We start from the raw sequence: 25,486 nt of genomic DNA, 5'->3' as shown, positions 1-25,486 counted from the left end.
CTCTGGCGGTTCCCTTTCGACGGACCTAGACTCTGCCCAAGTATAGGAGAACCCGATGACAAACCCGTTGCTGAACGATTGGTCCACCCCCTTTGGCTTGCCACCCTTTGATGCGATTTCGGACGATGATTTCGCGCCAGCGGTCGATGCAGCCTTGGCCGAGGCGCGGGCGAATTATGCGGCGATTGTTGCTGAGCCAGAGATCACATTTGCTAATACGGTTGAGGCGATGGAGCGCACGACAGCCACGCTCGACCGCGTGATGGGGGCGTTCTACGCGCTGGCGGGTGCCGATGCGATCCCCGCGCGTGAGGCATTGATGCGGGAATTTGCGCCAAAGATGTCGGCCTTCTGGTCCGAAGTCACCACCAACGAGGCGCTCTTTGCTCGCGTCGAAACCCTGTGGGAACAACGGGATGACTTGGGTCTGAACGACGAACAGGCCCGGTTGCTTTATCTGTCCTACCGTGGGTTCGTCCGCGCAGGGTCCAAGCTCAAGGGCGCTGAGGCCGAGCGTTTGACCGAAGTGAAATCGCGCCTGTCCGTCTTGGGCACACAGTTCACCCAGAACCTTTTGGCCGACGAACGGTCGTGGTTCATGCCGCTTGCGGAATCCGATCTAAACGGTTTGCCCGATTATGTGGTCTCAGCCCTGCGTGCCGCTGGCAAAGACAAGGACCAAGACGGCCCCGTTGTTACTCTGTCCCGCTCTGTCATCGTGCCGTTCTTGCAAACCTGTCCGAACCGTGAACTGCGTCGTAAATCCTATGAGGCGTGGACCGCGCGCGGCGCCAATGGCGGTGACACGGACAACCGTGCGATTGCCGCTGAAATTCTGGCCTTGCGGTCTGAACGCGCCAAACTGCTCGGTTACGAGGACTTTGCCCATTACAAACTCGAAACCGAAATGGCGGGTACGCCAGATGCGGTGCGCGGGTTGTTGATGGATGTCTGGGGCCCCGCGAAATCCCGCGCAGAAGCAGACGCTAAAATTCTCGAAGGCATGCTCCACAATGATGGTCACCAAGGCCCGCTCGAGGCATGGGACTGGCACTATTATTCCGCCATCCGCCGCAAGGCAGAACATGATCTGGATGAAGCTGAGGTCAAACCGTATTTCCAACTCGACCGCATGATCGACGCGGCTTTTGCCTGCGCCAATCGTCTGTTCGGGCTAGAGTTCAAACCGACCGAAGGGCCGCAATATCACCCCGATGTGCGACTGTTCGAAGTGACACGCAACGGCGAACATATCGCGCTCTTTATGGGCGACTACTTTGCTCGTGGGTCCAAACGCTCTGGCGCGTGGTGCTCTGCCATGCGCAGCCAGAACAAGCTCGACGGTGATGTCCGTCCGATCGTGATCAACGTCTGCAACTTTGCCAAACCCGCCGAGGGGCAGCCTGCGCTGTTGTCCTATGACGATGCCCGCACCCTGTTCCACGAATTCGGCCATGCGTTGCACCAAATGCTGTCGAATGTGACCTACGATTCCATGTCGGGCACATCTGTGGCCCGCGATTTCGTCGAACTCCCTAGCCAGCTTTATGAACACTGGCTTGATGTGCCAGAAGTGTTGGCAGAATTTGCGGTTAACGCGGCAGGAGAGTCGATGCCTGCGGAGCTTCTGCAAAAGGTACTTGGCGCGGCGACCTATGACATGGGGTTCCAGACGGTTGAATATGTGGCTTCGGCGATTGTGGACCTCGAATTCCACCTCGGCACACCACCCGCGGATCCGATGCAGAAACAGGCTGAAGTGCTAGAGGCCATCGGGATGCCCCGCGCGATCCGGATGCGCCACGCCACCCCGCATTTCGCCCATGTGTTCAGCGGCGACGGTTATTCCAGCGGTTACTACAGCTACATGTGGTCCGAAGTCATGGATGCTGACGCCTTTGCTGCGTTCGAGGAAAAAGGCGATGCCTTTGACCCTGAAACCGCTCAATCGCTTGAGGCGCATATCCTCTCTGTCGGGGGCACCGTCGATGCGGCTGAACTCTACACCCGCTTCCGTGGGCGGCTTCCTGGTGTTGAAGCGCTGCTTCAGGGCCGTGGTTTGCTCGACGTCGCATGATGCTGCGACGGATTTGGCTCAGTTTTGTGATGCTCTGCCTCGTTGCGGCCTGTTCAGGTCGCCCGGGGCCAGAGGTGCTCACCCCGATCCCCGAGGTTGCGGACGGGGCCAAGGTGATCCGTCTCTACGCGGTGACGACGCGCACAGCGGACGAGGCGCCACTGTTGGGGTTCGACAACACGCCGAGCTTTGAACTGGCCTATCGCTATTATGATATTTCGGTGCCGCCGCACCGTCGGGCAGGGCAGGTGACATGGCCCAGCCGCACGCCCGATCCGTCCAAGCAATTCGTTGTGGTTGATAGCGGAATTATGGAGCGGCCCGATTTCTTGAATGAGGTCACCGCCCGCAACCGATCCAATGGGTCGGGCGAGGTCGGAATCTTTGTCCACGGCTTTAACCAACGCTACCAAGAGGCACTGTTCCGACTAGCCCAATTGACTGCGGATGCAGGTGGTGGCAACGCGCCGATCCTCTTTGCTTGGCCGTCGAACGGGCGACCTCTCGAATACATCGGCGACCGTCAGGCCGCGATTTTCTCGCGCGAGCCATTGGCCGAACTGATGGATGATATCGTCAAACGGAACGGCAAAACGCTGATCTTTGCCCACTCTATGGGTGGTTTTCTGACGATGGAGGCGATGCGGACGCTCAAACTCGAAGGCAAGGACAACACCTTGGATAAGCTGTCGGTGGTTCTGGCTGCACCCGATGTTGACCTGTTCCTCTTCCGCCGCCAGATGGAGGTTATCGGTGAAATGCGCGAACCTCTGACAGTTCTCGTGTCGCCCGATGATCGCGCCTTGTTGTTGTCATCCCGCGTTGGTGGCGGGCGGCCTCGGCTGGGGGCATTGGATGTGAGCGATCCAGAGGTGGCCTCGGTCGCTGAGGACTTTAACATTCGGATCATCGATGTGAGTTCCGTCGAATCTGATCCTCTGCGCCATAGCCGCTATATCAACCTCGCTACGCTCTATACCGCTCTCGAAGGGCAGGCCAGCGGACGCACCGACCTCGCGACGGCAGGGACATTCGTGTTCGATGCGATTGGTCAGGGGCTGTTGCTGCCTGTGAACGTGCTGACGCGGAATTAAGGATAGCGCGTATCGTCGGGGTGGGGTTCGACCCCGACAGGATCCTTGTGGATCAGAACATCGGCATTCGGGTGCTCTGCCACAATGGCACGTCGAAGCGCAGCACCGATGCTGTGCGCCTCTTCCAACGTCTGCGATCCGTCCAATTCGATATGAAGGTTCACGAAAACGCGGCTCCCTGCTTGGCGGGTTTTGAGGTCGTGAAACCCGTGTACCCCGTCGAAGTTGCCCGCGATGTCAGCGATAGAGGCAATGATTTCGTCATCCGCCGCGCGGTCCATCAGGGCGTCCCACGCGCCTTTACCGATTTTGAGCGCGCCGTGGAACATGATCAACGCTGCAACGATGGCCACGGCGCTATCGACCCAGCCCCAGCCAAATTTCGCATTGAGCCAGAGCGCCACAATCGCACCGATCCCGGGGATCAAGTCACCTATATAATGGAGGCTATCGGCGGCGACCACGCGGCTCCCTGTTTTGCGGGCGACGTAGCGCTGCCATGCGACCAGAATCAGGGTCAGCACGATCGACAGCGCCATCACCGCAACGCCAGCTGTCTCCGAAGAGATATGAGCCGATTCTGGTTGGGACAGTCGCACCACAGCAGCGCCGAAAATGGCGGCGGCAGAGACGATGATGAAAAGGGACTGACCCAGCGCAGCGAGGTCTTCGGCAGAGGTATGTCCAAAGGTGTGATCGTCGTCTGCGGGCTTTGCGGCATAGGCGATAGCCGCCAATCCGCCCATCGACATCAGCAAATCCAACGCACTGTCTGCGAGTGTTGCCGCAATCGACAACGCCCCCGTCGCCCAGAGCGCCCAGAGTTTTGCCAGTACCAGCGTAATCGCAACGATGACAGAAAACACACCTGCCGAGAGGTTCAGCTTGTTTCCAGAAGTCGTCATGCGGGCCCCCTTGTGCTAGGCCGTCCTGTTTAGTCGAGCACTTCGTCCGCGCCAACACCCCAGATCGCCGATTTTGGAGCCCAGCCTTTATATCCAGCGGTGCTCAGCTGGCACCAGTTCAGGGTGCATTCTTCAACCCGCGCAACCACCCCCGCTTCGAGGATCGCTTCTTGGGGGCTGGATTCGTCTTGGCGTGCGTAGAGCGGCTGCATGTCGGTGTCGATAATCACCGTCCGCACGCCCGAAAGCATGATGTAGTGGACCCAACCACCCAATCCGTCACGATCGACCACGCGACGCCAGTTTTCATATTCGGCGGTCACTTGTAGCGGCATATCGCGGCGGGCAAAGACCCAATCGATGCGGTGAGAGGTCGATGGACCACGACGCACGTTGGCCTCATTCGCCTTGAGCGACACAAAACGGGGCAACGGCAAACCCGTCACGGGACCCGTGCGAAGCTCGGTCTGATCCTCTGCGGTTTCGTTTTCTTCTGCGATGGCAGGCAAAACACCACCGATGAGTGCGATGACCACCGTAAGGGACCGCAGAAAAGAACGCATCTTACCACCTGTTTGCCTGTTTAGACGCAATGGGCGTTTGGCCGCTCTTGTATCGCGTCGATCATACGGGCAATCTGCCACTAAGAACGCCTGAAGGAAAGTCACGGAGGGGGCAAATGGCCGGTAAACAACTGAGTGTTGTCGTCACGCGACGGTTGCCCGATGTCGTAGAGACCCGCATGAAAGAGCTATTCGATGCGCGTTTGCGGGATGACGATACCCGCATGACCCGCGAAGAGCTCTTGGCCTTGGTCCCTCAGGCGGATGTTCTGGTCCCCACTTTGACCGATAAGATCGACGCAGACGTCATGGACGCCTCCAACGGTCGGTTGCGTTTGATTGCGAACTACGGCGCAGGGGTCGATCACATCGACGTCGAAGCGGCCCGTGATCGCGGAATCATGGTCACGAACACGCCGGGTGTGATGACCGATGATACGGCCGACATGACGATGGCGTTGATCCTCTCGGTCGTGCGCCGCATCCCCGAAGGCATGACCAAAATGCAAGAGGGGGATTGGACGGGCTGGTCGCCCACCGCCATGCTCGGTGGTCGGATTGCGGGACGTAAACTCGGTATCCTTGGAATGGGGCGGATCGGGCAAGCGGTGGCCCGCCGTGCTGCTGCCTTTGGCATGTCGGTGCATTACCACAACCGCCGCCGTCTGCGGGCGGAAACGGAGCAGGCGCTGAATGCGACGTGGTGGGATAGCCTCGACCAGATGGTCGCGCGGATGGATATCATCTCGATCAATTGCCCGCATACGCCGGGGACGTTCCATTTGATGAATGCCCGCCGTCTGAAATTGATGAAGCCGACGGCGGTGATCGTGAACACATCGCGCGGTGAAGTGATCGACGAAAACGCACTGACACGGATGCTGCGCACGGGCGAAATCGCCGGTGCTGGCCTCGATGTGTTCGAACACGGGACCGAGGTGAATCCGCGTCTGCGTGCTTTGCCGAATGTGGTGCTCTTGCCGCATATGGGATCGGCGACAGTTGAAGGCCGGATCGAGATGGGCGAACGGGTGATCCTCAACGCGCATACCTTTGCCGATGGGCACCGCCCGCCGGATCAGGTTCTCCCGTGGATGGTGTAACCTTCCTTTACCTGTCGTGAATTTGGATTAGTTTTCCTGAACATAGTCCTTTGGGAGGAGGAGCACGATGTTCACCGGAGAAGTACGTCAGGCCGTTGATCGGTCGGTCCTATGTTGGCTCGCAACCGTCGATGCGGACGGCCAACCCAACGTCAGCCCCAAAGAGATTTTCTGCGCCATTGATGACGTGACCTTGTTGATCGCAGAGATCGCAAGCCCAGTGTCTCGCCGAAATATCGCCGAAAATTCAAAGGTCTGTGTCAGCTTTATCGATGTGTTCCGCCAGAAGGGCTACAAGGTCGTTGGCGACGCGCGCCTGATCTTGCCCGATGAGCCAGAATTCGACGCCATCGGCGGCCCGATCAAAGCGATGATCGGAACCGCATTCCCATTGCGTGGGTTGATCCGTGTGGATGCCGTGCGGGTGTCACCCATCGTCGCGCCCAGCTACCAGCACTACCCCGACAGAACCGAGGCAGAGCAGGTGAGGCAGGCATTCAAAGCCTACGGCGTGAGGGCCGTGGATTAACGGTAGACCTCGTCCTCGGTCGGGAAGGCGCGGGATTTCACGTCCTCGGCATAGCGACGGACCGAATCTTCGATCATCGGGCCAAGCTGGCCGTAAACCTTAACGAACTTTGGCGTCCAAGGGTTCAGACCGAGCATATCTTCGAGAACGAGGATCTGCCCGTCACATTCTGCCGAAGCACCAATGCCGATGGTCGGAATATCGATCTGTTTGGTGATCTTCGCGGCGAGCGGCTCAACCATGCCTTCCAGCACGACGGCGAAGGCACCAGCCTCAGTCACAGCGCGTGCATCCTCTTCGTGGAGCGGCCAGCTGTCTTCTTCGCGGCCTTGGGTTTTGAAGCCACCCATAACGTGGGACGACTGCGGCGTAAGGCCGATATGAGCCATCACGGGAATACCGCGCTCAACGAGGAACCGAATGGTCTCTGCCATCCGTTTGCCGCCCTCAAGTTTTACCGCACCGCAGCCCGTTTCCTTCATGATTTTGGCAGCATTGCGGAAGGCCATATTCGGGCTTTCTTCATAGGTGCCAAAGGGCATGTCTACGACAATCAGCGCCCGCTTGGTGCCGCGCACAACGGCCTTGCCGTGCATGATCATCAGATCAAGAGGCACACCCACGGTCGATTCCATCCCATGCATCACCATACCAAGGCTATCGCCCACCAGAATGAAATCCGCGAACTTATCCACGATTGCTGCGGTATGCGCATGATACGAGGTCAGAGATACAATCGGCTCACCGCCTTTGCGACGTGCGATTTGTGGCACGGTGATACGGCGGATGGTTTCGGTTTGGGTGCTCATAGGGTGATCTCCCTCTGGTCAATAAGCAGGACAGGGTCGTCCACGGGGCCAAAAGCGGCCGAAATCATGATCCCGATGGTGCCTGATGGGCGACCGCTAACGGGGGCGAGCGTGAGGGCTTGCACGATGTCCACATGCGGATCGCGGGCCCGAGGTTCGGTTTCAATAGTATCACGGATCGTCTGCGCAATCGCCTCTACCGTTGCCCCAGTTCGGGCGGCGGTTTCTGCGGCGATCAGCGAACGGTTCAGGACAACGGCGGCGCTGCGATCCGCTGGCGTGAGGCGGACGTTGCGGGACGACATGGCGAGCCCATCGGCCTCGCGCACTGTCGGGACACCGACGACATCGGTTGGGACATCCAAATCACGTGCCATGCGACGGATCACCTGTAATTGCTGGTAATCCTTTTCGCCAAAGTAGGCCCGATCCGCGCCTACGATGTTAAACAGTTTCGTCACCACCGTGCAGACCCCGCGATAGTGCCCAGGGCGAACCAGCCCGTGCAACATGTTGGCGAGTTTCGTCGTCTCAACGATTGTTTCGGCCCCGTCGGGATACATAATTTCAACCGAGGGCATAAAGACCGCGACCACGCCTGCAGCCTCTAGCATGGCGCAATCGGCCTCTTCTGTGCGAGGGTACTTGTCGAGGTCGGCCTGCTGTCCGAACTGCGTCGGGTTCACGAAAATTGACACAATCGCCGCGTCGTTTTCAGCCTTTGCCGCGGCGACCAGTGACATGTGTCCCGCGTGCAGCGCACCCATCGTCGGAACAAAGCCAACGGTCTGCCCAGATAGGCGCAAATCACGAACGACCGCGCGGACCTCTGCAATGGTTCGACAGATCTTCATGTCCCCTCCCAAGGTGTGCTGCGAATGTGTAGCCCCCCTGCCGAACTGCGGCAAGCGGCGGAGAGGGGGAATAACGCTAACGGTGACCTGAGGTCGGACACATATTCACTTTTACCTGCGACAACCTGTCCGTGTTTTGGGGCTAGTAATCCTGAATTAAAAACTCCAAATATAAAACATAACAAAATTAGAATATGATGATATGAAAGTCGCAACCCTTGGATTTGTCCTTTTCGCTGGAACAGCAACCGCCGCATTCGCCCAAGGGCCGATGGCAGAGTTCATGAACGAATGGGACGTGGACGCATCTGGTGCGGTCACCATCGAAGATTTTCATGCGCGCCGCGGTGATCAGTTCTACATGTTCGACCTGAACGAAGACGGCAGCATCGATGCCGAAGAACAAGCCAATATGGACGCAACCGTCGCTTCTGCGATGGAGGCTAACCACGGTGGCGGCAATGGCAACGGCGGTGGTCACGGCGCGGGTGGTCCGGGTGCGAAAATTCACGCCACGATGACAGCCGAATACGCCGATACAAACGGCGATGGCGCGATCAGTGCAGATGAATGGACCGCTGCGACGGAACGCCTTTTCGCAGAGCTGGACACCTCAGGTGACGGCGAACTATCACCTGCAGATTTTGGTCACTGAGTTACTTCCCTTTGTCAGTGATCGACGCGCCGCTCCTGTGATCAGGGGCGGCGCTTTGTTTTCGGGCTGTCGGTTTTGGACAGTCGTATGTCGTCTGGTTCCGTTATGGGCTGCGAGTTTCGGGCAAAAGTGACGCCAAGTCCAAATGGAGTCGCCAAATGAAAACCCATGTTCGTGCCCTAGTCGTCGGCGGTGGTGCCGTCGGTACCTCGATTGCTTACCACCTTGCCAAAGCTGGCTGGGAAGATGTCATGCTCTTGGAGCGTGACGAACTGACCTCAGGCTCGACATGGCACGCTGCCGGTCTGCTGCCACTGTTCAACATGTCGTTCGCGACGACTCACATCCACAAATACTCGGTCGATTTCTACAAATCGCTCGAGGCAGAGACCGGCCTGAACGCTGGCTTCTCGATCTGTGGCAACCTGCGTATGGCCCAGACCCAAGAACGCATGGACGAATACATGCTTTATTCGTCTGTTGCGGAAACCGCAGACGTTTACCACGAATTCCTCACCCCGAACGAGATCAAAGAGCGCTGGCCGCTGGTCCGCACCGATGACCTCAAAGGTGCATTGTTCCACCCGCAAGACGGCTACATCAACCCTGCTGACGTCACTATGGCGATGGCAAAGGGTGCCCGTCAGCGCGGCGTGATCATCGAACGCAAATGGCAGGTCGACGGGTACAAATGGACCGGCGACCACTGGGAAGTCACCGTCACCAAAATGGGTGAGCGCGGCGGTAACCTCGTTGCGACCGAAGAAACCACAGTGATCCACGCGGACCACGTTGTAACTGCAACGGGTAACCACGCACAGCGCACTGCGAAACTCTTGGGCATCAAAATCCCTGCAATCCCTGTTGAGCACCAGTTCATCGTGACCGAGCCCGATCCGGCGCTGGTTGAATACCGTGCAAACGGTGGTGCAGAGCACCCTGTTCTGCGTGATGCTGACGCGAAATGGTATGTCCGCGAAGAGCGTGGCGGCTGGATCCTCGGCCCGTACGAACGCGGCGCACCTGCACGTTTCCAATACGGCGTTCCGGATAGCTTCCGTGCGGACCTCTTCCCGCTCGACCTCGAGCGTATCGAAGAAGAATACATGGCGATGATCCACCGTATTCCGACCTCTGAGACTGTCGGTCTCAAGGACGACTTCAACGGCCCGATCTGCTACACGCCGGATGGCAACCCGCTCGTTGGCCCCGCTCCGGGTCTGCGCAACATGTGGCTGGCTGAAGGCTTCTCCTTCGGTATCACCGCCGCGGGTGGCACGGGCTACTACCTCGCTCAGATGATGGTAAACGGCGAAGCCGAGATCGACATGGCGTCGCTCGACCCGAAACGTTACGGCTCGTGGATGACCACCGATTACGCGGTGAAAAAGAACGAAGAATGCTACGAGCACGTCTTTATTCTTCACCACCCAGACGAAGAGCGCGAAGCTGCACGTCCGCTGCGCACTTCGCCTGTTTACGACCGCCAGAAAAAGCTCGGCGCACAATTCGGCCAAGTCAACGGCTGGGAACGCCCGAACTATTACGGCCCCGTCGATGCACCGTCGTCGTTTGACCATGACAGCCGCAGCTTCCGCCGTGGCGCATGGTGGGAGTATGCCGTTGCCGAAGCCAAGGCCGTTCGTGAAACCGCTGGTTTGATCGATGCAACAGCATTCACCAAACACATCGTCAAAGGCCCAGGTGCGACGGCGTTCCTCGATTGGTTCACCACCAACAAACTGCCGAAAGTTGGTCGTATCAACCTGACCTACGCACTGACCGAAGCAGGCACCACCCGCACCGAATACACCATCGTTCGTCTGTCTGAGGACGAATACTATCTGGTGTCTGCAGGTGCATGGACCGACTACGATGCGGACTACCTGAAGAAATGCATCGAAGACAAAGAAGCCGAGTTTGGCCGTATCGAGATGCAGAACGTCACCACTCAGTGGGGCGTATTCGCAATCGCAGGTCCGAAGTCGCGCGACATTCTGAAAGAAGTCATCAAAGACGTCGATCCAGAAACCGCGCTGTCGAACAAACGCTTCCCGTGGTTGTCGGCTCGCCAGATCGAACTGGGTATGTGCCCTGTGAACGCGATCCGCGTGGCTTACACGGGTGAGCTGGGTTGGGAACTTCACCACCCGATCGAAATGCAGAACTATCTGTGGGATCTTCTGATGCCTGCAATGGAGAAGCATGGCGGTAAACTGGTTGGTGCTCGTGCACAGAACTGGCTCCGTCAGGAAAAATCCTACCGCGCATTCGGCACCGAACTGGGCCGTGATGCGACCCCGATCGAAGCTGACCTGCCGCGCTTTGTTGACCTCGGTAAAGAGTTCAACGGCAAAGCCGCGATGGAGAAAATCGGCGTTCGTTCCAAGTGCGTTACACTGTTGATCGACGGTCCGGCGGATGCTGATCCGTGGGGCAAAGAAGCGCTGCGCGATCTGGACGGCAACTACGCTGGTCGTCTGACCTCGGGCGGTTATTCGGTCGCCTTTGGTAAACAGATCGGCATGGGCTACGTGAAGCCTGCGCTGGCCGAAGTTGGCACGAAGCTTAAGGTTAAGATCATGGGCGAGCTGTGGGATGCGACAATCGTCGAGGACAGCCCCTACGATCCGACAAACGCAAATATCCGCATCGACGGATAACCAAAAAAGGGCGGCCCAAGTGGCCGCCCTTTCAATTTGTTGACAGTTGTCAACTAGTTAACGGAATCTTACCGGCGATAGGGCAGGGATGTGTTCCGCCCCGATGATGGGATCGCGACCTGTCACGAGCGCTTCGACCAGATCACGGACGGCGGGGGCCGTGATGAATCCATAGCCGCCTTGGCCACCACACCAAAAGAACGTCTCGTCCAATGGGTCCCGTCCCACGACCAAAACGCGGTCGGGAGAGAAGGTCCGCAGACCTGCCCAGTTTGCGATCAAGCGTGTGACCTCCATGGCGACGTTTTCCTCGAACCGTGCGAGTCCTTCGGCGAGGATCATATCGTCTGCCCATGCGTCATGCGGCTCGGTCGGGTCTTCTTCGGCGGGAGAGACGATCAGCGCGCCAGCATCGGGTTTCATATACCATTCTTCGCCCGCGCCAAACACCATCGGCCATGTCGCCGGATCCATGCCATCGGGGGAAGGGATGCGGGCCATCGAACGGCGCAGAGGAGTGAAGCCAATCGGTGCTATACCCGCCATTTCTGCGATCTTATCGACCCAAGCGCCAGCAGCGTTTACGATGTTTTTGGCTGTGAACTCTGTGCCGCCTGCTGTCACGGTCCAGCCGTTGGCGGTGCGGGTGATCGCGTTGACTGGGTGGCGGGTTAGGACTTGGCCACCGTTGGCGCGGATGTCCTTTGCGTAGGTTTGCATCAAAAGGTCGGTGTCGATGTCATAGACCGCCTCAAGGTAGGCGGCCCGCGTGATCGCATCAGTGTCGAGGATCGGGCAGAGGGCCTTGGCCTCGTCCAATGTGACCTCAGTCAGTCCCATGTGGGCGACATCCTCTTTGAAGGCGTCGTCTTGCCCTGCGAGGCCCACGACCATCACACCACGTGGGGACAGGGTGCCCGCGTCCTTTAGCCCGTCATAGGACGCACGGCCCAAGGCTTGTACGGCGGGTTTGCCGTAGCTCGGTTCGTAGAGCGCGGCAGAGCGGCCAGAGGTGTGGTGGCCCAATGTGTCTTCGGCCTCCACCAAAACGACCGACCCGTGAGGCGCTAAACCTGCGCCTGCAGATAGTCCTGCTATGCCGCCGCCAATAACGAGATAGTCGATCATTTCATCCTCCTCATGTGTCGTGGGCGACCCTGCCACGGAGTGCTGGAACGAAAAAGGGGGCGCCTAAGCGCCCCCTCAAATTCAGGAAAATCGCCTGATTAGGACGGGATATCGCCTTCGATTCCTTCGACGAAGAAGAACATTCCAGCCAAATCGCCGTCGTTGGCAATCTCGCCTTCAGCGAGCCAAGCCGAACCGTCTTGTTTGTTGATCGGGCCAGTGAACGGGTGGTAGGTGCCCGCTGCGATCGCGTCGCGCATCGCTTCTGCTTCTGCTTTGGCTTCTGCCGGAACAGCGTCAGAGATTTCACCGATGCCGACCATGCCAGCGCCGATACCGTCCCAAGTGTTCACGGAGCCCCAAGTGCCGTCGATGACTGCCTGAACGCGCTCGATGTAGTAGGGCGACCAGTTGTCGATGATCGACGAGATGCGCGGCATCGGGCCATATTCTGCCATGTCAGCAGCCTGACCGAAGGTGTAAACGCCGCCAGCTTCTTTTGCAGCCTGATGCGGTGCGGTGGAGTCGGTGTGCTGCAGAACAACGTCACAGCCCTGTTCGATCAGCGCCTTAGCAGCGTCTGCTTCTTTTGCTGGGTTCAGCCATTCAAAGATCCAGATGACTTTGAATTCTACGTCAGGGTTAACCTTTTTCGCGTGCAGGTATGCCGAGTTGATACCGCGGATAACTTCCGGAATCGGAACCGACGCGATGTAGCCTACTTTGTTCGATTTGGTGACGCGACCAGCGAGGGTGCCTTGGATTGCGCGGCCTTCGTAGAAGCGAGCCGAGTAAACGGACACGTTGTCAGCCTGCTTGTAGCCAGTTGCGTGTTCGAATTTCACGTCAGGGAAGTTCGCAGCAACGTTGATGGTCGGGTCCATGAAGCCGAACGAGGTGGTAAAGATGATGTCCGCACCGCCGAGAGCCATCTGAGTGATAGCGCGCTCTGCGTCAGGGCCTTCTGGGACGTTCTCTTGGTACACGAAGTCTACCGCGTCGCCGAAGTGGTGAACCATTTCCATAGCGGAGTGGTGGTGGTGCTGTGTCCAGCCGCCGTCATTGATCGGGCCGACATAGATAAAGCCAACTTTGGTTTTGTCCTGAGCGCGAGCCGGCAGGCCGAGCGCTGCAGCCATTGCTGCGCCAGCACCAGTAGCAAGGAGCGTTCTGCGTTTCATATTGTATTCTCCCAATTGGACCAGAGAGCAGACTCTGGCGGTTAGTTTTCGTCCCTCAGGTCGAGGGGTGGAAAGATTTGCCCAGCGATGCAGGCGCACGTCCTGCACGGATCATCACGAGGACGACGATAGTCGCGAGGTATGGTGCCATCGACAGATATTCTACAGGAATTTTCAAGCCCTCAGCCTGTAAGTTAAGCTGAAGGACAGTCACACCGCCAAAAAGATAGGCACCTGCGATCAAACGCCACGGCTTCCAGCTGGCAAAGACGACGATGGCGAGAGCGATCCAGCCCGCACCAGCGGTTATGCCGTCGATCCACTGGGGCACGCGCACGAGGCTGATGTAGGCTCCGGCGAGGCCAGCACAGGCACCACCGAACATGATGGCGAGGACGCGGACGGCGCGGACGTTATATCCCAGCGCGTGGGCGGCATCGTGGTTTTCGCCAACAGCCCGAAGGATGAGACCTGCGCGAGAGTATTTGAGGAAAGCCCAGACGCCCGCGACGATGGCAACGCTCAGGTAGACCATGACATCGTGCTGGAACAGGATCGGGCCTACCACGGGAATATCAGCCAGCAGCGGGATGTGGAGTTTCGAAACGGTCAGGTCCGGCGACCCTTTCGCGCCTTGGCCGATCAGTGACGATAGTCCCAGACCGAACATTGTCAGGCCAAGCCCCGTCGCCACCTGATTGGTCAGGAGAAACTGGGTTAGCACGGCAAAGATCAGTGACAACGCCGCGCCAGCCGCCGCTGCACCGACGAAGCCCAAGTACGGGTTCCCGCTGGAATGGCCCGCGATATAACCGCAAACCGCGCCGACGATCATCATGCCCTCAACACCGAGGTTCAGGACGCCAGAACGTTCGACGACCAATTCGCCAATCGCGGCCAAGAGGATGGGCGTCGACGCAACCATCAGCGCCGCAAGTAGGAGGATTGGGTTGATGTCCATTAGCGCACCTCTGCCTTGCCGATTTTGAAACGGTAGTTGGTCAGAACGTCCACGGCCAGAAGGCAGAACAACAGCATCCCTTGGAACGTCAGGATCGCGGCTGAGGGGAGGTTCAGTTGGGCTTCGGCGGCTTGGCCCCCGATGTAGGTCAGCGCCATCAACAGACCCGCAAGCAAGATGCCGATGGGGTTCAGACGACCGAGGAAGGCCACGATGATCGCGGTAAAGCCATAATACGACGGGAACGACCCGAGAATCTGCCCCGAGGGGCCTGCGACTTCGAACAGACCAGCGAGGCCTGCCATTGCGCCAGAAAGGCCGAGGCAGACAATGATCAGTTTGTTCGCTTTCACACCAGAAAAACCAGCCGCACGGGGGCTTTGCCCTGCGAGGCGGACGTTAAAGCCGAACTGGTGGCGGGTGAACATGACGTAGGCCACGACCACGGCAAAGACGGCGGTCAGTGCGCCCCAGTGGAACCCCGTCCCGCTGATCAGGTCGAGGTTTGCTGCGGCCGGATATTGGCGCAGGTTGCGGCTGCCCGGCATGCCGTAGCCTTCTGGGTTACGCAAAAGACCGATCGAAAAGGCCTTAATCAACACTTCGGCCACATAGACCAACATGAGCGACACAAGGATTTCGTTGGTTTTGAAAAACACACGGAGGAGCGCGGGGATCATCGCCCAGAGGAACCCACCCAAGGCCCCCGCGACAATCATCAGCGGGAACAGAACCCAGCGGGTGTCATAGGGGTAGACCGCCAGCGCCACGCCGGCGCCGCAGATCGCGCCGATGATGTATTGGCCTTCGGCACCGATGTTCCAGATGCCTGCACGAAACCCGAACGACAGACCCACGGCGATCAGCACCAGTGGCGCGGCCTTTTTCACGACCTCAGGTCGATAGAAATGCGCGAACTGGCCAAAGACCGGGTCCCAGAAGATGGTTTTGATCGCGATGACGGGGTCTTTGCCCAAGATCGCGAAGAGCCCCATGCCGAGGATGATCGTCAGCACCACTGCGAGGAGTGGCGCGCCATAGGACCAATTTTTCGACGGCTGTGGCCGTTTCTCAAGCCTCAACATGAGCGGCCTCCATATCATGTGCGCCACCGAGCATCAGACCGATCCGCTCCATCGTGAGGCCAGCGGTTGGCACTGCGGGGGATAGGGTGCCTTCGTTTAGCGCAGCAAAACGGTCGGCAATTTCCAAAATCTCATCAAGGTCTTGGGAGATAACAACCACTGCAGAGCCTTCGCCCGCGAGGTCCAAGAGCGCCTGACGGATCGCAGCGGCGGCAGAAGCATCGACGCCCCATGTCGGCTGGTTCACGACCAGAACGCGCGGTTTTTGCAGAATTTCCCGCCCGATCACGAATTTCTGGAGGTTGCCGCCAGAGAGTGCGCGGGCTGCTGTTTCTGGACCAGGGGTCCGCACGTCAAAGCCGTCGATCACAGAGAGGGCAAAGTCACGCGCGCTTGCCCAATCGAGGAAGCCGTTTTTAGACAGGCCCAACCGCGTCTTTGCCGTCATGAGCGCATTTTCTGTGAGTGTCATGTCAGGGGCGGCTGCGTGACCGTTGCGTTCTTCTGGTGCAGCACACAGGCCAATTTTGCGACGTGTATTCGGGTCGAGGTGACCAATCGCTTGCCCATCGAGCGATACCATTGCCGCACTTACAGGCATTTCGCCCGAGAGAGCCGCGACGAGTTCGTCCTGACCGTTGCCAGCCACACCGCCAATGCCGAGGACTTCGCCAGACTTCACAGAAACGCTGATGTTTTTCAGAGCCGTGCCGAATTGATGCGGCGCAGGAGCGGTGAGCCCTTCGATGACCAGAACATCATCGCCTAGGGTTTCACTGTCGCGTTTCGGTGTCATCAATGTCGATCCAACCATCAGTTCCGCCATATCACGGCTGGTGGTTTCACGGGGATCGCAGGTGCCGACGACCTTGCCCAGACGCAGAACGGTCGCGTGTTCGCAGAGCGCACGAATTTCTTCGAGCTTGTGCGAGATATAGAGGATCGACGTGCCCTGGGACGCCAAAAGGCGGAGAGTGCCAAAGAGAATCTCTACCTCCTGAGGGGTCAGAACGCTGGTCGGTTCGTCCATGATCAGGAGTTTCGGGTCTTGGAGCAGGCAGCGAATGATCTCGACACGTTGCCGTTCACCCGCCGACAAGTCGCCTACAATACGGTCGGGGGACAAAGGTAGGCCGTAGTTTTCCGATACCTCGCGGATGCGCTGGGCAAGCTCGCGTTGCTTCGGCGGGTTCTCCATGCCGAGGGCAATGTTTTCCGCGACGGTCAGGGCGTCGAACAGGGAAAAGTGCTGGAAAACCATAGCGATACCAGCAGCTCGGGCCGCGCGGGGATCGGTCGGGGTAAAGGGCGCGCCTTCGAGTGTCATCGTGCCTGCGTCAGGGCGGACGAGGCCGTAGATCGTCTTGACGAGCGTCGATTTGCCCGCGCCGTTCTCACCGAGGAGCGCGTGGATTTGGCCTTTGCCGATGGCAAAACTGATGTCGCTGTTTGCGACAACGCCCGGATAGGCCTTGGTCAATCCCTGTAGGTCGAGAAGCGTCACGTTGTCCCCGTTTCTTTGTCTTGGTCGCTATCTGCCCGCGCAAGCAGGCGTGTGGCAACCCCCAAGGCAATCGCCTGTGGGTGTTTTCCTAATGTCGGGTCGCCTATTGGGCAGGCAATGCGCGAAATTTGTGCAGGTGAATGACCCAACGATGTCAGTCGGTTACGGAAGCGTGCCCATTTTGTGGCCGATCCGATGAGCCCAAGCGCTGAAAATCCGCGCGACAAAAGCGCATGGCATAGGTCGAGGTCGATCTGGTGACTGTGGGTCAGAATGATGTGCTCTGCCGATTTTGGCGCATGAGCGACCAAGAGGGGCGGATCGGCAGCGATGACTTCGGTTACGCCTTCGGGGATCGTGTAGGGGAACCGATCGCGAGCGATGTCGACCCACGTGATCGAAAGCTCGGGCAGCGGCGCGAGGACATTGACCAGCGCCCGCCCGACATGGCCAGCGCCCCATATCCAGAGATGCCGAGTTTCAACATGGGCGGTTTCGATCAGCCAACCGTCGATGATCAGGGGCACCAACTGCGGCGGCATGGTTGCCAGCCGATTGGCGATTTTTGGGGGTAAAGAGGATGCAGGGCGAAGGGGCCGCGCGTAGGGTAAGCTGCTGGGAAGAGAATGCGCATCAAAGACCTCGGTCACCAAGGTCACTGAACCTCCGCAACATTGACCCAGTTCAGGGCCAAGCGGGTAAGTCCGTTCGCTAATCCCACCGCGCCCGATCATCGCGCGGGCGTCGCGCACCGCGTCCCATTCCAGCCGACCACCGCCGATAGTGCCGTCTTGCCCGTCGTGCCAAACGACCATCGAGGTTCCAGCCTCACGCGGCACTGACCCTGCCGTGCGCGTCACAAGCACGCGGGCAAAAGGGCCACGCTCTGCGCAGGTGCGCATATATGTCAGGTCGAACGTCACGCCTGCACCCGTTTCACGGCCATGAGGATACGCTCTGGCGTGGCGGGAGCGTCGAGGTCGGGATAGCGATCCCCGCAGGCGGCAACCGCATCCGAGAGCGCGAGGAATGCCGAAATGCCCAGCATAAATGGCGGTTCGCCTACGGCTTTCGACCTGTAGATCGTGGCTTCGGGGTTTTCACCGTCGACGAGGTCTACGTTGAACACAGGCGGGCGGTCAGAACAGGCAGGGATTTTGTAGGTCGAGGGCGCGTGGGTGCGCAGTCGTCCGTGGTCGTCCCAAACCAGTTCTTCGGTGGTGAGCCATCCAGCGCCTTGGACATAGCCACCTTCGATTTGGCCCTTGTCCAACGCGGGGTTCAATGATGCACCGACATCATGGAGAACGTCCGCCCGCAGGATGCGGTTTTCACCTGTGAGTGTGTCGATGACAACTTCGGTGACGGATGCGCCGTGAGCAAAATAAAAGAACGGTCGCCCTTTGCCTGCTTCGCGGTCCCAAGAGAGGTCTGGGGTTTTGTAGAACCCTGTGGCTGATAGTCCGACACGAGCCTGATAGCAGCGCATCGCGGCCTCAGCGAAGGTGATGGATTGGCCTGCCCAAGTGACCATACCGTCTGCGAATGTGACCGAAGCGCCTTGGCCCAAGAACTCTGCCATGCGGGTGCGGATGGCATCGCAAGCCGCAAGGACCGCCATGCCGTTGAGGTCAGACCCAGAGGAGGCAGCGGTGGCCGAGGTGTTCGGCACCTTTGCGGTGTCGGTCGCGGTGATTTTGACCGTCTCGGTCGAGACGCCAAACCGCGCGGCGGCGACTTGGGCGATTTTCTGGAACAGGCCCTGACCCATCTCTGTCCCGCCGTGGTTCAGCATGATGGAGCCGTCTTGGTAAACGTGGACCAACGCGCCCGCTTGGTTCAGGTGGGTGAGGGTAAAGGAGATACCGAATTTAACAGGGCTAAAGGCGATACCACGTTTCAGGATCGGAGAGTTCGCATTCCACGCTGCGATCTGTGCCTTACGATTTTTATAGTCCGACGTTTCGAGCAACCGTTCCGTCATGGAGTGAAGGAGGAAATCTTTGACCTCCATCCCATAGGGCGTGGTGTTCGGCTCGGGGCGATGGGTTTCGGGTGAAAACTCTGCCCCAAAGGGTTTGCCTGTGCCAATCGCTTTGGCCTCGGCCCCTTTGGCGGGGGCGTAGTAGTTCAGGCGGCGCACCTCTACGGGGTCCATGTCGAGGTCATGGGCGATGTGGTCCATCACCCGTTCAATGCCCAGAACACCCTGCGGACCACCGAATCCACGAAACGCGGTGGCGGATTGCATGTTGGTCTTTAAGCGATACGACGTGATGATCGCGTGAGGCAGCAAATAGGCGTTGTCTGAATGGAGCATCGCACGGTCAGCGACCGGCCCTGTCAAATCCTGCGCCCATCCCCCGCGGGTGATCTGGGTAAAGGCGATGCCTTTGATCCGACCTTTGTCGTCAAAGCCGACCTCGTATCCGATCCGAAAATCATGGCGTTTGCCTGTGATCACCATGTCGTCGTCGCGGTCGTAGCGCATTTTACAAGCACGACCCGTCAGGCGGGCTGCCACTGCGGTTGCAACGGCGAGCGCGTTGCCTTGGCTTTCCTTGCCGCCAAAGCCACCACCCATCCGACGACATTCGACGCGGACCGCATGCATCGGCACGCCCAGCGCATCGGCGACCTTGTGTTGGATTTCGGTCGGGTGCTGGGTCGAACTGTGAACGACCATGTCCCCGTTATCTTGGGGGAGAGAGAGGGCTGCCTGACCCTCAAGGTAGAAATGTTCCTGACCGCCCATGTCGAATTGACCAGTCAGACGACGGGGCGCCGATTCTATAGCCGTTTTTGCGTCGCCCTTGGTCCATGTGCGCGGACCACCTTCAAAGAAGCTGCCTGCCGCCATTGCGTCTTCAACGGAGAGGATCGGCTTTTCGTCTGCGATTTCGATCTTTGCCATACGTGCCGCTTTGCGGGCGTTCAGGTGGCTGTCAGCGACGACCATGAAAATGGGTTGGCCGACATAGTGGACCTGACCAACGGCGAGCAAGGGTTCGTCATGGATCGACGGGCTCACGTCATTGGAAAAAGGCAGATCATCTGCGGTGAGGACAGCGACGACGCCTCGGGCTGATTTAACTGCTGTCAGATCCAGCGAGGCGATCGTCCCACATGCGACGGGTGACTGACCAAAGGCGATATGCAGGCAATCGCGCGGTGTGGGGATGTCATCGATATACCGTGCAGAGCCAGTGACGTGGAGCGGGCCGCCGTCATGGGGGAGGGGTTGGCGAACGGTCATACCTCTACCTCCAACACGTTTGTCGGCAGGCCATAGGACTGCGCGAAATAGCGGCGCAACATGCCTTTCGCCGCCTCTAGTCGGTAGGTGGCTGAAGCGCGCATATCGGACATTGGGCTATAATCGGTGGCAAGAGCATCGCAGGCAGCATCCAATGTGGCCTCGATCCATGGTTGCCCGATCAGAGTGGACATCGTCGCGCTGGCCAGTTTCGGCGTCCCGGCCATACCGCCAAAGGCGATGCGGGCCGCTGTGACAGTGCCATCGGTGACCGTGATGTTAAAACATCCGCAGACGGCAGAGATGTCTTGGTCGAACCGTTTGGAAAGCTTGTAACACCGTAGGTCTGGTGCCGATTTCGGGATCGTGACGGCCTCAACGAATTCGCCTTCTGCACGGTCCTGTTTGCCGTAGTCGATAAAGAAGTCTTCGATCGGGAGATCACGGCGGGTATCGCCTTTGCGCAGGTGTAGCATTGCGCCCAGCGCGATGAGGGCAGGCGGGTTGTCACCGATGGGCGATCCGTTGGCGATATTGCCGCCGATGGTGGCGGCGTTCCGGACCTGTTCGGACCCATAGCGGCGGATCATTTCGGCGTAGCTGGGGTGGTGTTCGGCCATAAGGGCGCGAACGTCGGTCATTGAGACACCTGCGCCGATGCGGATCGCGGTGTCAGTGACCTCAACGGTTTTCAGGTCATCGCATTGGTTGAGGAAAATCACCTGATCTAAATCGCGGAGCTGTTTGGTCACCCAGAGCCCCACGTCCGTTGCACCCGCCACAAGCGTTGCGTCAGGATTGGCAAGGTAAAGCGCGGCGAGGTCGTCGCTGGTTTTCGGTGCTGCGCCTGTCGGCTGCTGTGCCGCGACCCATTCCGCGTCCTGTTTCAACCACTCTGGCAGGGCGGCGCCCTCGGCGGAACGGGCGGCGCGAATGATCGGGGCATAGCCCGTGCAGCGGCACAGGTTGCCCGCAAGGACAGTGTCGTGATCGGTGCGACCTTGGGCATGGCCCGCGACCATAGAGGCGACAAACCCCGGGGTGCAGAACCCGCATTGGCTGCCGTGTTGATCAACCAAAGCCTGCTGAACGGCGTGCAAGCCGTCTTTGCCGATGCCCTCAACCGTGCGCACGGCTTTACCGTTGAGTTGGGGCAGGAAGAGGATGCAGGCATTCAGTGCACGCACAGAGGTGCCATCCTGCACGACGACCGTACAAGCACCGCAGTCGCCTTCGTTACAGCCTTCCTTTGTTCCTGTAAGGCTGCGATCTTCGCGCAGCCAATCGAGTAGGGTCCGTGTCGCGGGTTGCGAGACAAGGACTGTCTCTCCGTTGAGAAGAAACGATACCTCCATAGGGTCTTGACCTGCCGCCTTACCAAAAGTCCAGAGAATGTCATTGGGCATCGATGCGGCGTAGACGCCCACTCTCTTTATCACACCGATCAAAGCGATGCTTTCCTCAGTTGGCAAGAATTTTGTGTCGAAACTTGCCGCACTTTGCGTCAGGTGCTCAAAATTTGCGCGGTGAGTTTGCGTGCATTTGATGCTTTTACATCCCAAGCGCTGACCATATCCTAGCCGCATGACCAGCCAGCCACGATTCATCCATCTTCGCGTTCACACGGAATATTCGCTCCTTGAAGGGGCGGTGCGGGTAAAGAAATTGTCGGGCATGGCGGCGGATATGAACATGCCTGCGGTCGCTGTGACAGATACGAATAACATGTTCTGCGCATTGGAGTTTTCCGAATACGCAAGCGGGGCGGGTATCCAGCCGATTATCGGCTGTCAGGTCGATTTGGCGTATACCACGCCCGAACCGGGGAAGCGTCCCGATGATCCAGCGCCGATTGTGCTACTGGCCCAGTCAGAGCGCGGCTATGAGAACCTGATGAAGCTGAACAGCGTTCTTTATGTGGACGCTGGTGGGCGGTTGCCGCAGGTCGAGGTTGCGGACCTTGAACGGTATTCCGAAGGGCTGATTTGTTTGTCTGGTGGGCCCGATGGTCCGATTGGTCGTCTGTTGCGGGCGGGACAACGTGGCAAGGCCGAGGCGCTGCTGTCGCAAATGAAAGGGATTTACCCTGATCGGCTGTATGTCGAACTTCAGCGCCACCCCCAAGAGGACGGCCTACCTGAAGCAGAGCAATTGTCAGAGCGCGGTCACATTGAGATGGCCTATGCGATGGAATTGCCGCTCGTTGCGACCAACGATGTCTATTTCCCTAAGCCCGATATTTACGAGGCGCATGATGCGCTGATCTGTATCGCGCAGGGGGCCTATGTTGATCAGGCCGAACCACGTCGGCGGTTGACCCCGCAGCACTATTTCAAATCGCCCGAAGAGATGGCGACACTCTTTGCCGATCTTCCCGAGGCGCTGGAAAATACGGTTGAGATTGCAAAACGTTGTGCATTCAAGGCTTATAAGCGTAACCCGATTTTGCCGAAGTTTGCGGATGATGAGGTCGTTGAACTTCGTCGTCAGGCCAACGAGGGTTTGCAGGCAAGACTGGCGGTTATTCCTCATGCGGTTACGGTCGAGGAATATCAGGCGCGGCTCGATTTCGAGTTGGATATTATCGAGGGGATGGGGTTCCCTGGCTACTTCCTAATTGTTGCGGACTTTATCAAGTGGTCCAAGGATAACGGCATCCCTGTCGGACCGGGCCGTGGTTCGGGTGCGGGCTCTCTCGTGGCTTATGCGCTGACGATTACCGACCTTGATCCGCTGCGGTATAGCCTTCTGTTCGAACGCTTCCTCAACCCCGAACGTGTCTCGATGCCTGACTTCGACATCGACTTCTGCATGGATCGACGCGAAGAAACGATCCGCTATGTGCAGCAGAAATACGGTCGTGACAAAGTGGGTCAGATCATCACGTTTGGTGCGCTTTTGTCCAAGGCTGCGGTGCGTGACGTTGGGCGGGTATTGCAGATGCCTTATGGACAGGTGGATCGTCTGTCCAAGATGATCCCTGTCGAGGGTGTGAAACCTGTCAGCATTGAACAGGCCCTGATCCAAGAGGAACGTCTGCGCGAAGAGGCCCGCAACGAAGAGGTCGTTGATCGGCTTTTGACCTACGGAACCAAGATTGAAGGCCTGTTGCGCAACGCATCGACCCACGCGGCGGGTGTCGTGATCGGGGACCGTCCGTTGGATGCCTTGGTGCCGCTCTATCAGGATCCGCGGTCTGACATGCCCGCGACCCAGTTCAATATGAAATGGGTTGAACAGGCGGGTCTCGTAAAGTTCGACTTCTTGGGTCTAAAGACCCTGACCGTCATTCAGTCCGCGATGGATTTGATCTTTAAATCGGGTCGCCCGCTGCACGTCGCAGCGGATGGCACGCAGCTCTATGAACCTGCCGAAGGGGCAGAGAACGAGATCAACGCCATCCCGCTTGAGGATGAAAAGACCTACAAGCTCTATTCGGCGGCGAAAACGGTCGCGGTGTTCCAGGTGGAATCCACGGGCATGATGGACGCCCTGAAACGGATGAAGCCGACCTGTATTGAGGACATCGTGGCGCTTGTTGCGCTCTACCGTCCGGGTCCGATGGAGAACATCCCTGTCTATTGCGATGTGAAACACGGTCGCAAAGAACTGGAATCGATACACCCGACTATCGACCACATCCTCGCCGAAACGCAGGGCATTATCGTCTATCAGGAACAGGTGATGCAGATCGCACAGGTCATGGCGGGTTACTCGCTTGGTGGTGCGGACTTGCTTCGCCGCGCGATGGGTAAAAAGATCAAAGAGGCGATGGACGCCGAACGCCCGAAATTCGAAGAGGGCGCGGCCAAGAACGGTGTCGATAAAAAGAAGGCATCGGAGGTTTTCGACCTTCTCGAAAAATTCGCGAACTACGGCTTTAACAAATCCCACGCGGCGGCCTATGCGGTGGTGTCTTATCAGACAGCATGGCTCAAGGCGAACCATCCCGTCGAGTTTATGGCCGGTGTGATGAACTGCGATATTCACCTGACCGACAAGCTGTCGATCTATTTCCAAGAGGTGAAAAAGGGGCTTGGGATCGACTACATCCCGCCCTGTGTGAATCGCAGTCTCGCGACGTTCGACGTTGTCGATCAAAAGCTCGTCTATGCGCTGGGCGCGTTGAAAAACGTGGGCGCTGATGCGATGCGGTTGGTGGTTGAGGGTCGCGGTGAAAAACCCTTTGCGACGCTGTTTGATTTCGCGCGGCGGTGTGACCTGAAACGGATCGGGAAACGTCCGCTCGAAATGCTCGCACGGGCAGGGGCGTTCGATCAGTTAGACAGCAACCGCAAGCGGGTCTTTGACAGTCTAGAGGCGTTGGTCGGCTATTCGGCGGCTATTCAGGATCAGAAGACATCGAACCAAGTGTCGCTCTTTGGCGAGGCAGGTGATGATCTGCCAGAGCCGCGATTGGCAAATACGCCCGACTGGTTGCCTGCGGTACGACTGGCCGAGGAATATAAGGCGATTGGTTTCTATCTGTCAGGTCACCCGCTGGATGATTACATGACGGCGCTGAAACGCAATCAGGTTTTATCGCTCGACGACGTGATGGCGAAAGCTGAACATGGCGCCTGCGTTGTCAAAATGGCAGGCCACGTGGCAGGGCGTCAGGAACGCAAATCCGCGCGGGGCAATCGTTTTGCTTTTGCGCAGTTGTCTGATCCGACAGGGGCCTACGAGGTCACGATTTTCTCGGACACGTTGGATGTGTGCCGCGATCATCTGGAGACGGGCAACAAGGTTGTTCTGACAGTCGAAGCGACGATGGAATCCGATCAACTGAAGCTCTTGGCGCGGTCGATTGTGCCGATTGATACGGTTGTCTCTGATCTGACGTCGTCGGCATTGCGGGTCTACGTGAATGAACCGCAGGCCGTTTCGGCGATTTCTACCGTGCTTGAGGGTGCAAAAACGCAGAAATTGCGCGGTGCTCGTGGGCCTGTGATCCTGACATTGATGACCTCGGGCGACCTTGCTGAGATCGACATCGACCTGAGCGAAGATTTCCCGATCAACCCCGAGATCAAAGGCGCCTTGCGGTCCTTGGATGGGGTCATGGATGTGGTCGAGGCCTAGGCGCTCTTTTGCCCGCTGCTAAGGTCGCGGGTGG

Annotated in this window: 19 protein-coding genes; 7 read left to right on the top strand and 12 right to left on the bottom strand. The window is 58.4% G+C overall.

Translation table 11 applies throughout. The features are described 5' to 3' along the window. Positions 1-55: 55 nt before the first annotated feature. Positions 56-2,077 (top strand): M3 family metallopeptidase, encoded by a 2,022-nt coding sequence (locus BSK21_RS11230; protein WP_067550646.1) that lies wholly within the window; start codon positions 56-58, stop codon positions 2,075-2,077. Further along, positions 2,074-3,171: an alpha/beta hydrolase gene (locus tag BSK21_RS11225; protein ID WP_082959445.1), complete on the top strand. Its 1,098-nt coding sequence runs from the start codon at positions 2,074-2,076 to the stop codon at positions 3,169-3,171. The genes BSK21_RS11230 and BSK21_RS11225 overlap by 4 nt, the downstream gene beginning before the upstream one ends. On the opposite strand, the gene BSK21_RS11220 is transcribed toward BSK21_RS11225, so the two are convergent. Both BSK21_RS11220 and BSK21_RS11215 read right to left on the bottom strand, forming a co-directional pair. After that, a complete protein-coding gene (locus BSK21_RS11220; RefSeq protein WP_067550645.1) occupies positions 3,168-4,076 on the bottom strand; it encodes a cation diffusion facilitator family transporter in 909 nt (302 codons plus the stop codon). The genes BSK21_RS11225 and BSK21_RS11220 overlap by 4 nt on opposite strands. A 29-nt stretch (positions 4,077-4,105) precedes the next feature. Continuing rightward, complete coding sequence (locus tag BSK21_RS11215; RefSeq protein ID WP_067550644.1) at positions 4,106-4,639, bottom strand: SH3 domain-containing protein; 534 nt, start codon at positions 4,637-4,639, stop codon at positions 4,106-4,108. A 116-nt stretch (positions 4,640-4,755) separates the two neighbouring features. Between BSK21_RS11215 and BSK21_RS11210 the strand changes: the two genes are divergently transcribed. Together BSK21_RS11210 and BSK21_RS11205 are read left to right on the top strand one after the other, a co-directional pair. After that, complete coding sequence (locus tag BSK21_RS11210) at positions 4,756-5,742, top strand: D-glycerate dehydrogenase (RefSeq protein ID WP_067550643.1); 987 nt, start codon at positions 4,756-4,758, stop codon at positions 5,740-5,742. A gap of 67 nt (positions 5,743-5,809) precedes the next feature. After that, positions 5,810-6,271 carry a pyridoxamine 5'-phosphate oxidase family protein gene (locus tag BSK21_RS11205; protein ID WP_067550642.1) on the top strand — a complete coding sequence of 154 codons (462 nt, stop codon included), beginning with the start codon at positions 5,810-5,812 and terminating at the stop codon, positions 6,269-6,271. Here BSK21_RS11205 and panB read toward each other — a convergent pair. After that, a complete protein-coding gene (panB, locus tag BSK21_RS11200; protein ID WP_067550641.1) occupies positions 6,268-7,080 on the bottom strand; it encodes a 3-methyl-2-oxobutanoate hydroxymethyltransferase in 813 nt (270 codons plus the stop codon). The genes BSK21_RS11205 and panB overlap by 4 nt on opposite strands. Continuing rightward, the gene (gene panC, locus BSK21_RS11195; RefSeq protein ID WP_067550640.1) at positions 7,077-7,934 is read right to left on the bottom strand and encodes a pantoate--beta-alanine ligase; all 858 of its coding nucleotides are present in this window, start codon (positions 7,932-7,934) and stop codon (positions 7,077-7,079) included. Before panC ends, panB begins: the two co-directional genes overlap by 4 nt. A 202-nt stretch (positions 7,935-8,136) precedes the next feature. Here panC and BSK21_RS11190 point away from each other — a divergent pair, with 202 nt between their 5' ends. Both BSK21_RS11190 and BSK21_RS11185 read left to right on the top strand, forming a co-directional pair. Continuing rightward, a complete protein-coding gene (locus BSK21_RS11190; protein ID WP_082959444.1) occupies positions 8,137-8,589 on the top strand; it encodes a hypothetical protein in 453 nt (150 codons plus the stop codon). A gap of 158 nt (positions 8,590-8,747) precedes the next feature. Continuing rightward, positions 8,748-11,252: an FAD-dependent oxidoreductase gene (locus BSK21_RS11185; protein WP_067550638.1), complete on the top strand. Its 2,505-nt coding sequence runs from the start codon at positions 8,748-8,750 to the stop codon at positions 11,250-11,252. 57 nt (positions 11,253-11,309) lie between these two features. Here BSK21_RS11185 and BSK21_RS11180 read toward each other — a convergent pair whose 3' ends face one another. The 8 genes from BSK21_RS11180 to xdhA form a co-directional block, all read right to left on the bottom strand. Next, on the bottom strand, positions 11,310-12,380 hold the full coding sequence (locus BSK21_RS11180) for an FAD-binding oxidoreductase (RefSeq protein ID WP_067550637.1): 1,071 nt from the start codon (positions 12,378-12,380) through the stop codon (positions 11,310-11,312). A gap of 98 nt (positions 12,381-12,478) precedes the next feature. Beyond that, the gene (locus BSK21_RS11175; RefSeq protein ID WP_067550636.1) at positions 12,479-13,561 is read right to left on the bottom strand and encodes a BMP family ABC transporter substrate-binding protein; all 1,083 of its coding nucleotides are present in this window, start codon (positions 13,559-13,561) and stop codon (positions 12,479-12,481) included. A gap of 55 nt (positions 13,562-13,616) precedes the next feature. Next, positions 13,617-14,522 (bottom strand): ABC transporter permease, encoded by a 906-nt coding sequence (locus tag BSK21_RS11170; RefSeq protein ID WP_067550635.1) that lies wholly within the window; start codon positions 14,520-14,522, stop codon positions 13,617-13,619. After that, positions 14,522-15,607 (bottom strand): ABC transporter permease, encoded by a 1,086-nt coding sequence (locus BSK21_RS11165; protein WP_067550634.1) that lies wholly within the window; start codon positions 15,605-15,607, stop codon positions 14,522-14,524. Before BSK21_RS11165 ends, BSK21_RS11170 begins: the two co-directional genes overlap by 1 nt. Beyond that, complete coding sequence (locus BSK21_RS11160) at positions 15,594-17,111, bottom strand: ABC transporter ATP-binding protein (protein WP_067550633.1); 1,518 nt, start codon at positions 17,109-17,111, stop codon at positions 15,594-15,596. Before BSK21_RS11160 ends, BSK21_RS11165 begins: the two co-directional genes overlap by 14 nt. Next, on the bottom strand, positions 17,108-18,013 hold the full coding sequence (gene xdhC / locus BSK21_RS11155; protein ID WP_156529602.1) for a xanthine dehydrogenase accessory protein XdhC: 906 nt from the start codon (positions 18,011-18,013) through the stop codon (positions 17,108-17,110). The genes BSK21_RS11160 and xdhC overlap by 4 nt, the downstream gene beginning before the upstream one ends. 17 nt (positions 18,014-18,030) lie before the next feature. Further along, positions 18,031-20,367 carry a xanthine dehydrogenase molybdopterin binding subunit gene (xdhB, locus tag BSK21_RS11150; RefSeq protein ID WP_074039028.1) on the bottom strand — a complete coding sequence of 779 codons (2,337 nt, stop codon included), beginning with the start codon at positions 20,365-20,367 and terminating at the stop codon, positions 18,031-18,033. Then, entirely contained in the window at positions 20,364-21,722 is a 1,359-nt protein-coding gene (gene xdhA / locus BSK21_RS11145) for a xanthine dehydrogenase small subunit (protein WP_067550872.1), read from the bottom strand. Before xdhA ends, xdhB begins: the two co-directional genes overlap by 4 nt. 229 nt (positions 21,723-21,951) lie before the next feature. Here xdhA and dnaE point away from each other — a divergent pair, with 229 nt between their 5' ends. Beyond that, entirely contained in the window at positions 21,952-25,452 is a 3,501-nt protein-coding gene (gene dnaE / locus BSK21_RS11140) for a DNA polymerase III subunit alpha (protein ID WP_067550631.1), read from the top strand. The last annotated feature ends 34 nt before the right edge of the window (positions 25,453-25,486 follow it).

Origin of the sequence: Marivivens sp. JLT3646, from assembly GCF_001908835.1 — a bacterium.
In the GTDB taxonomy this organism is placed as follows: Bacteria; Pseudomonadota; Alphaproteobacteria; order Rhodobacterales; family Rhodobacteraceae; genus Marivivens; species Marivivens geojensis.
This window is presented reverse-complemented; position numbering and strand designations above follow the sequence as displayed.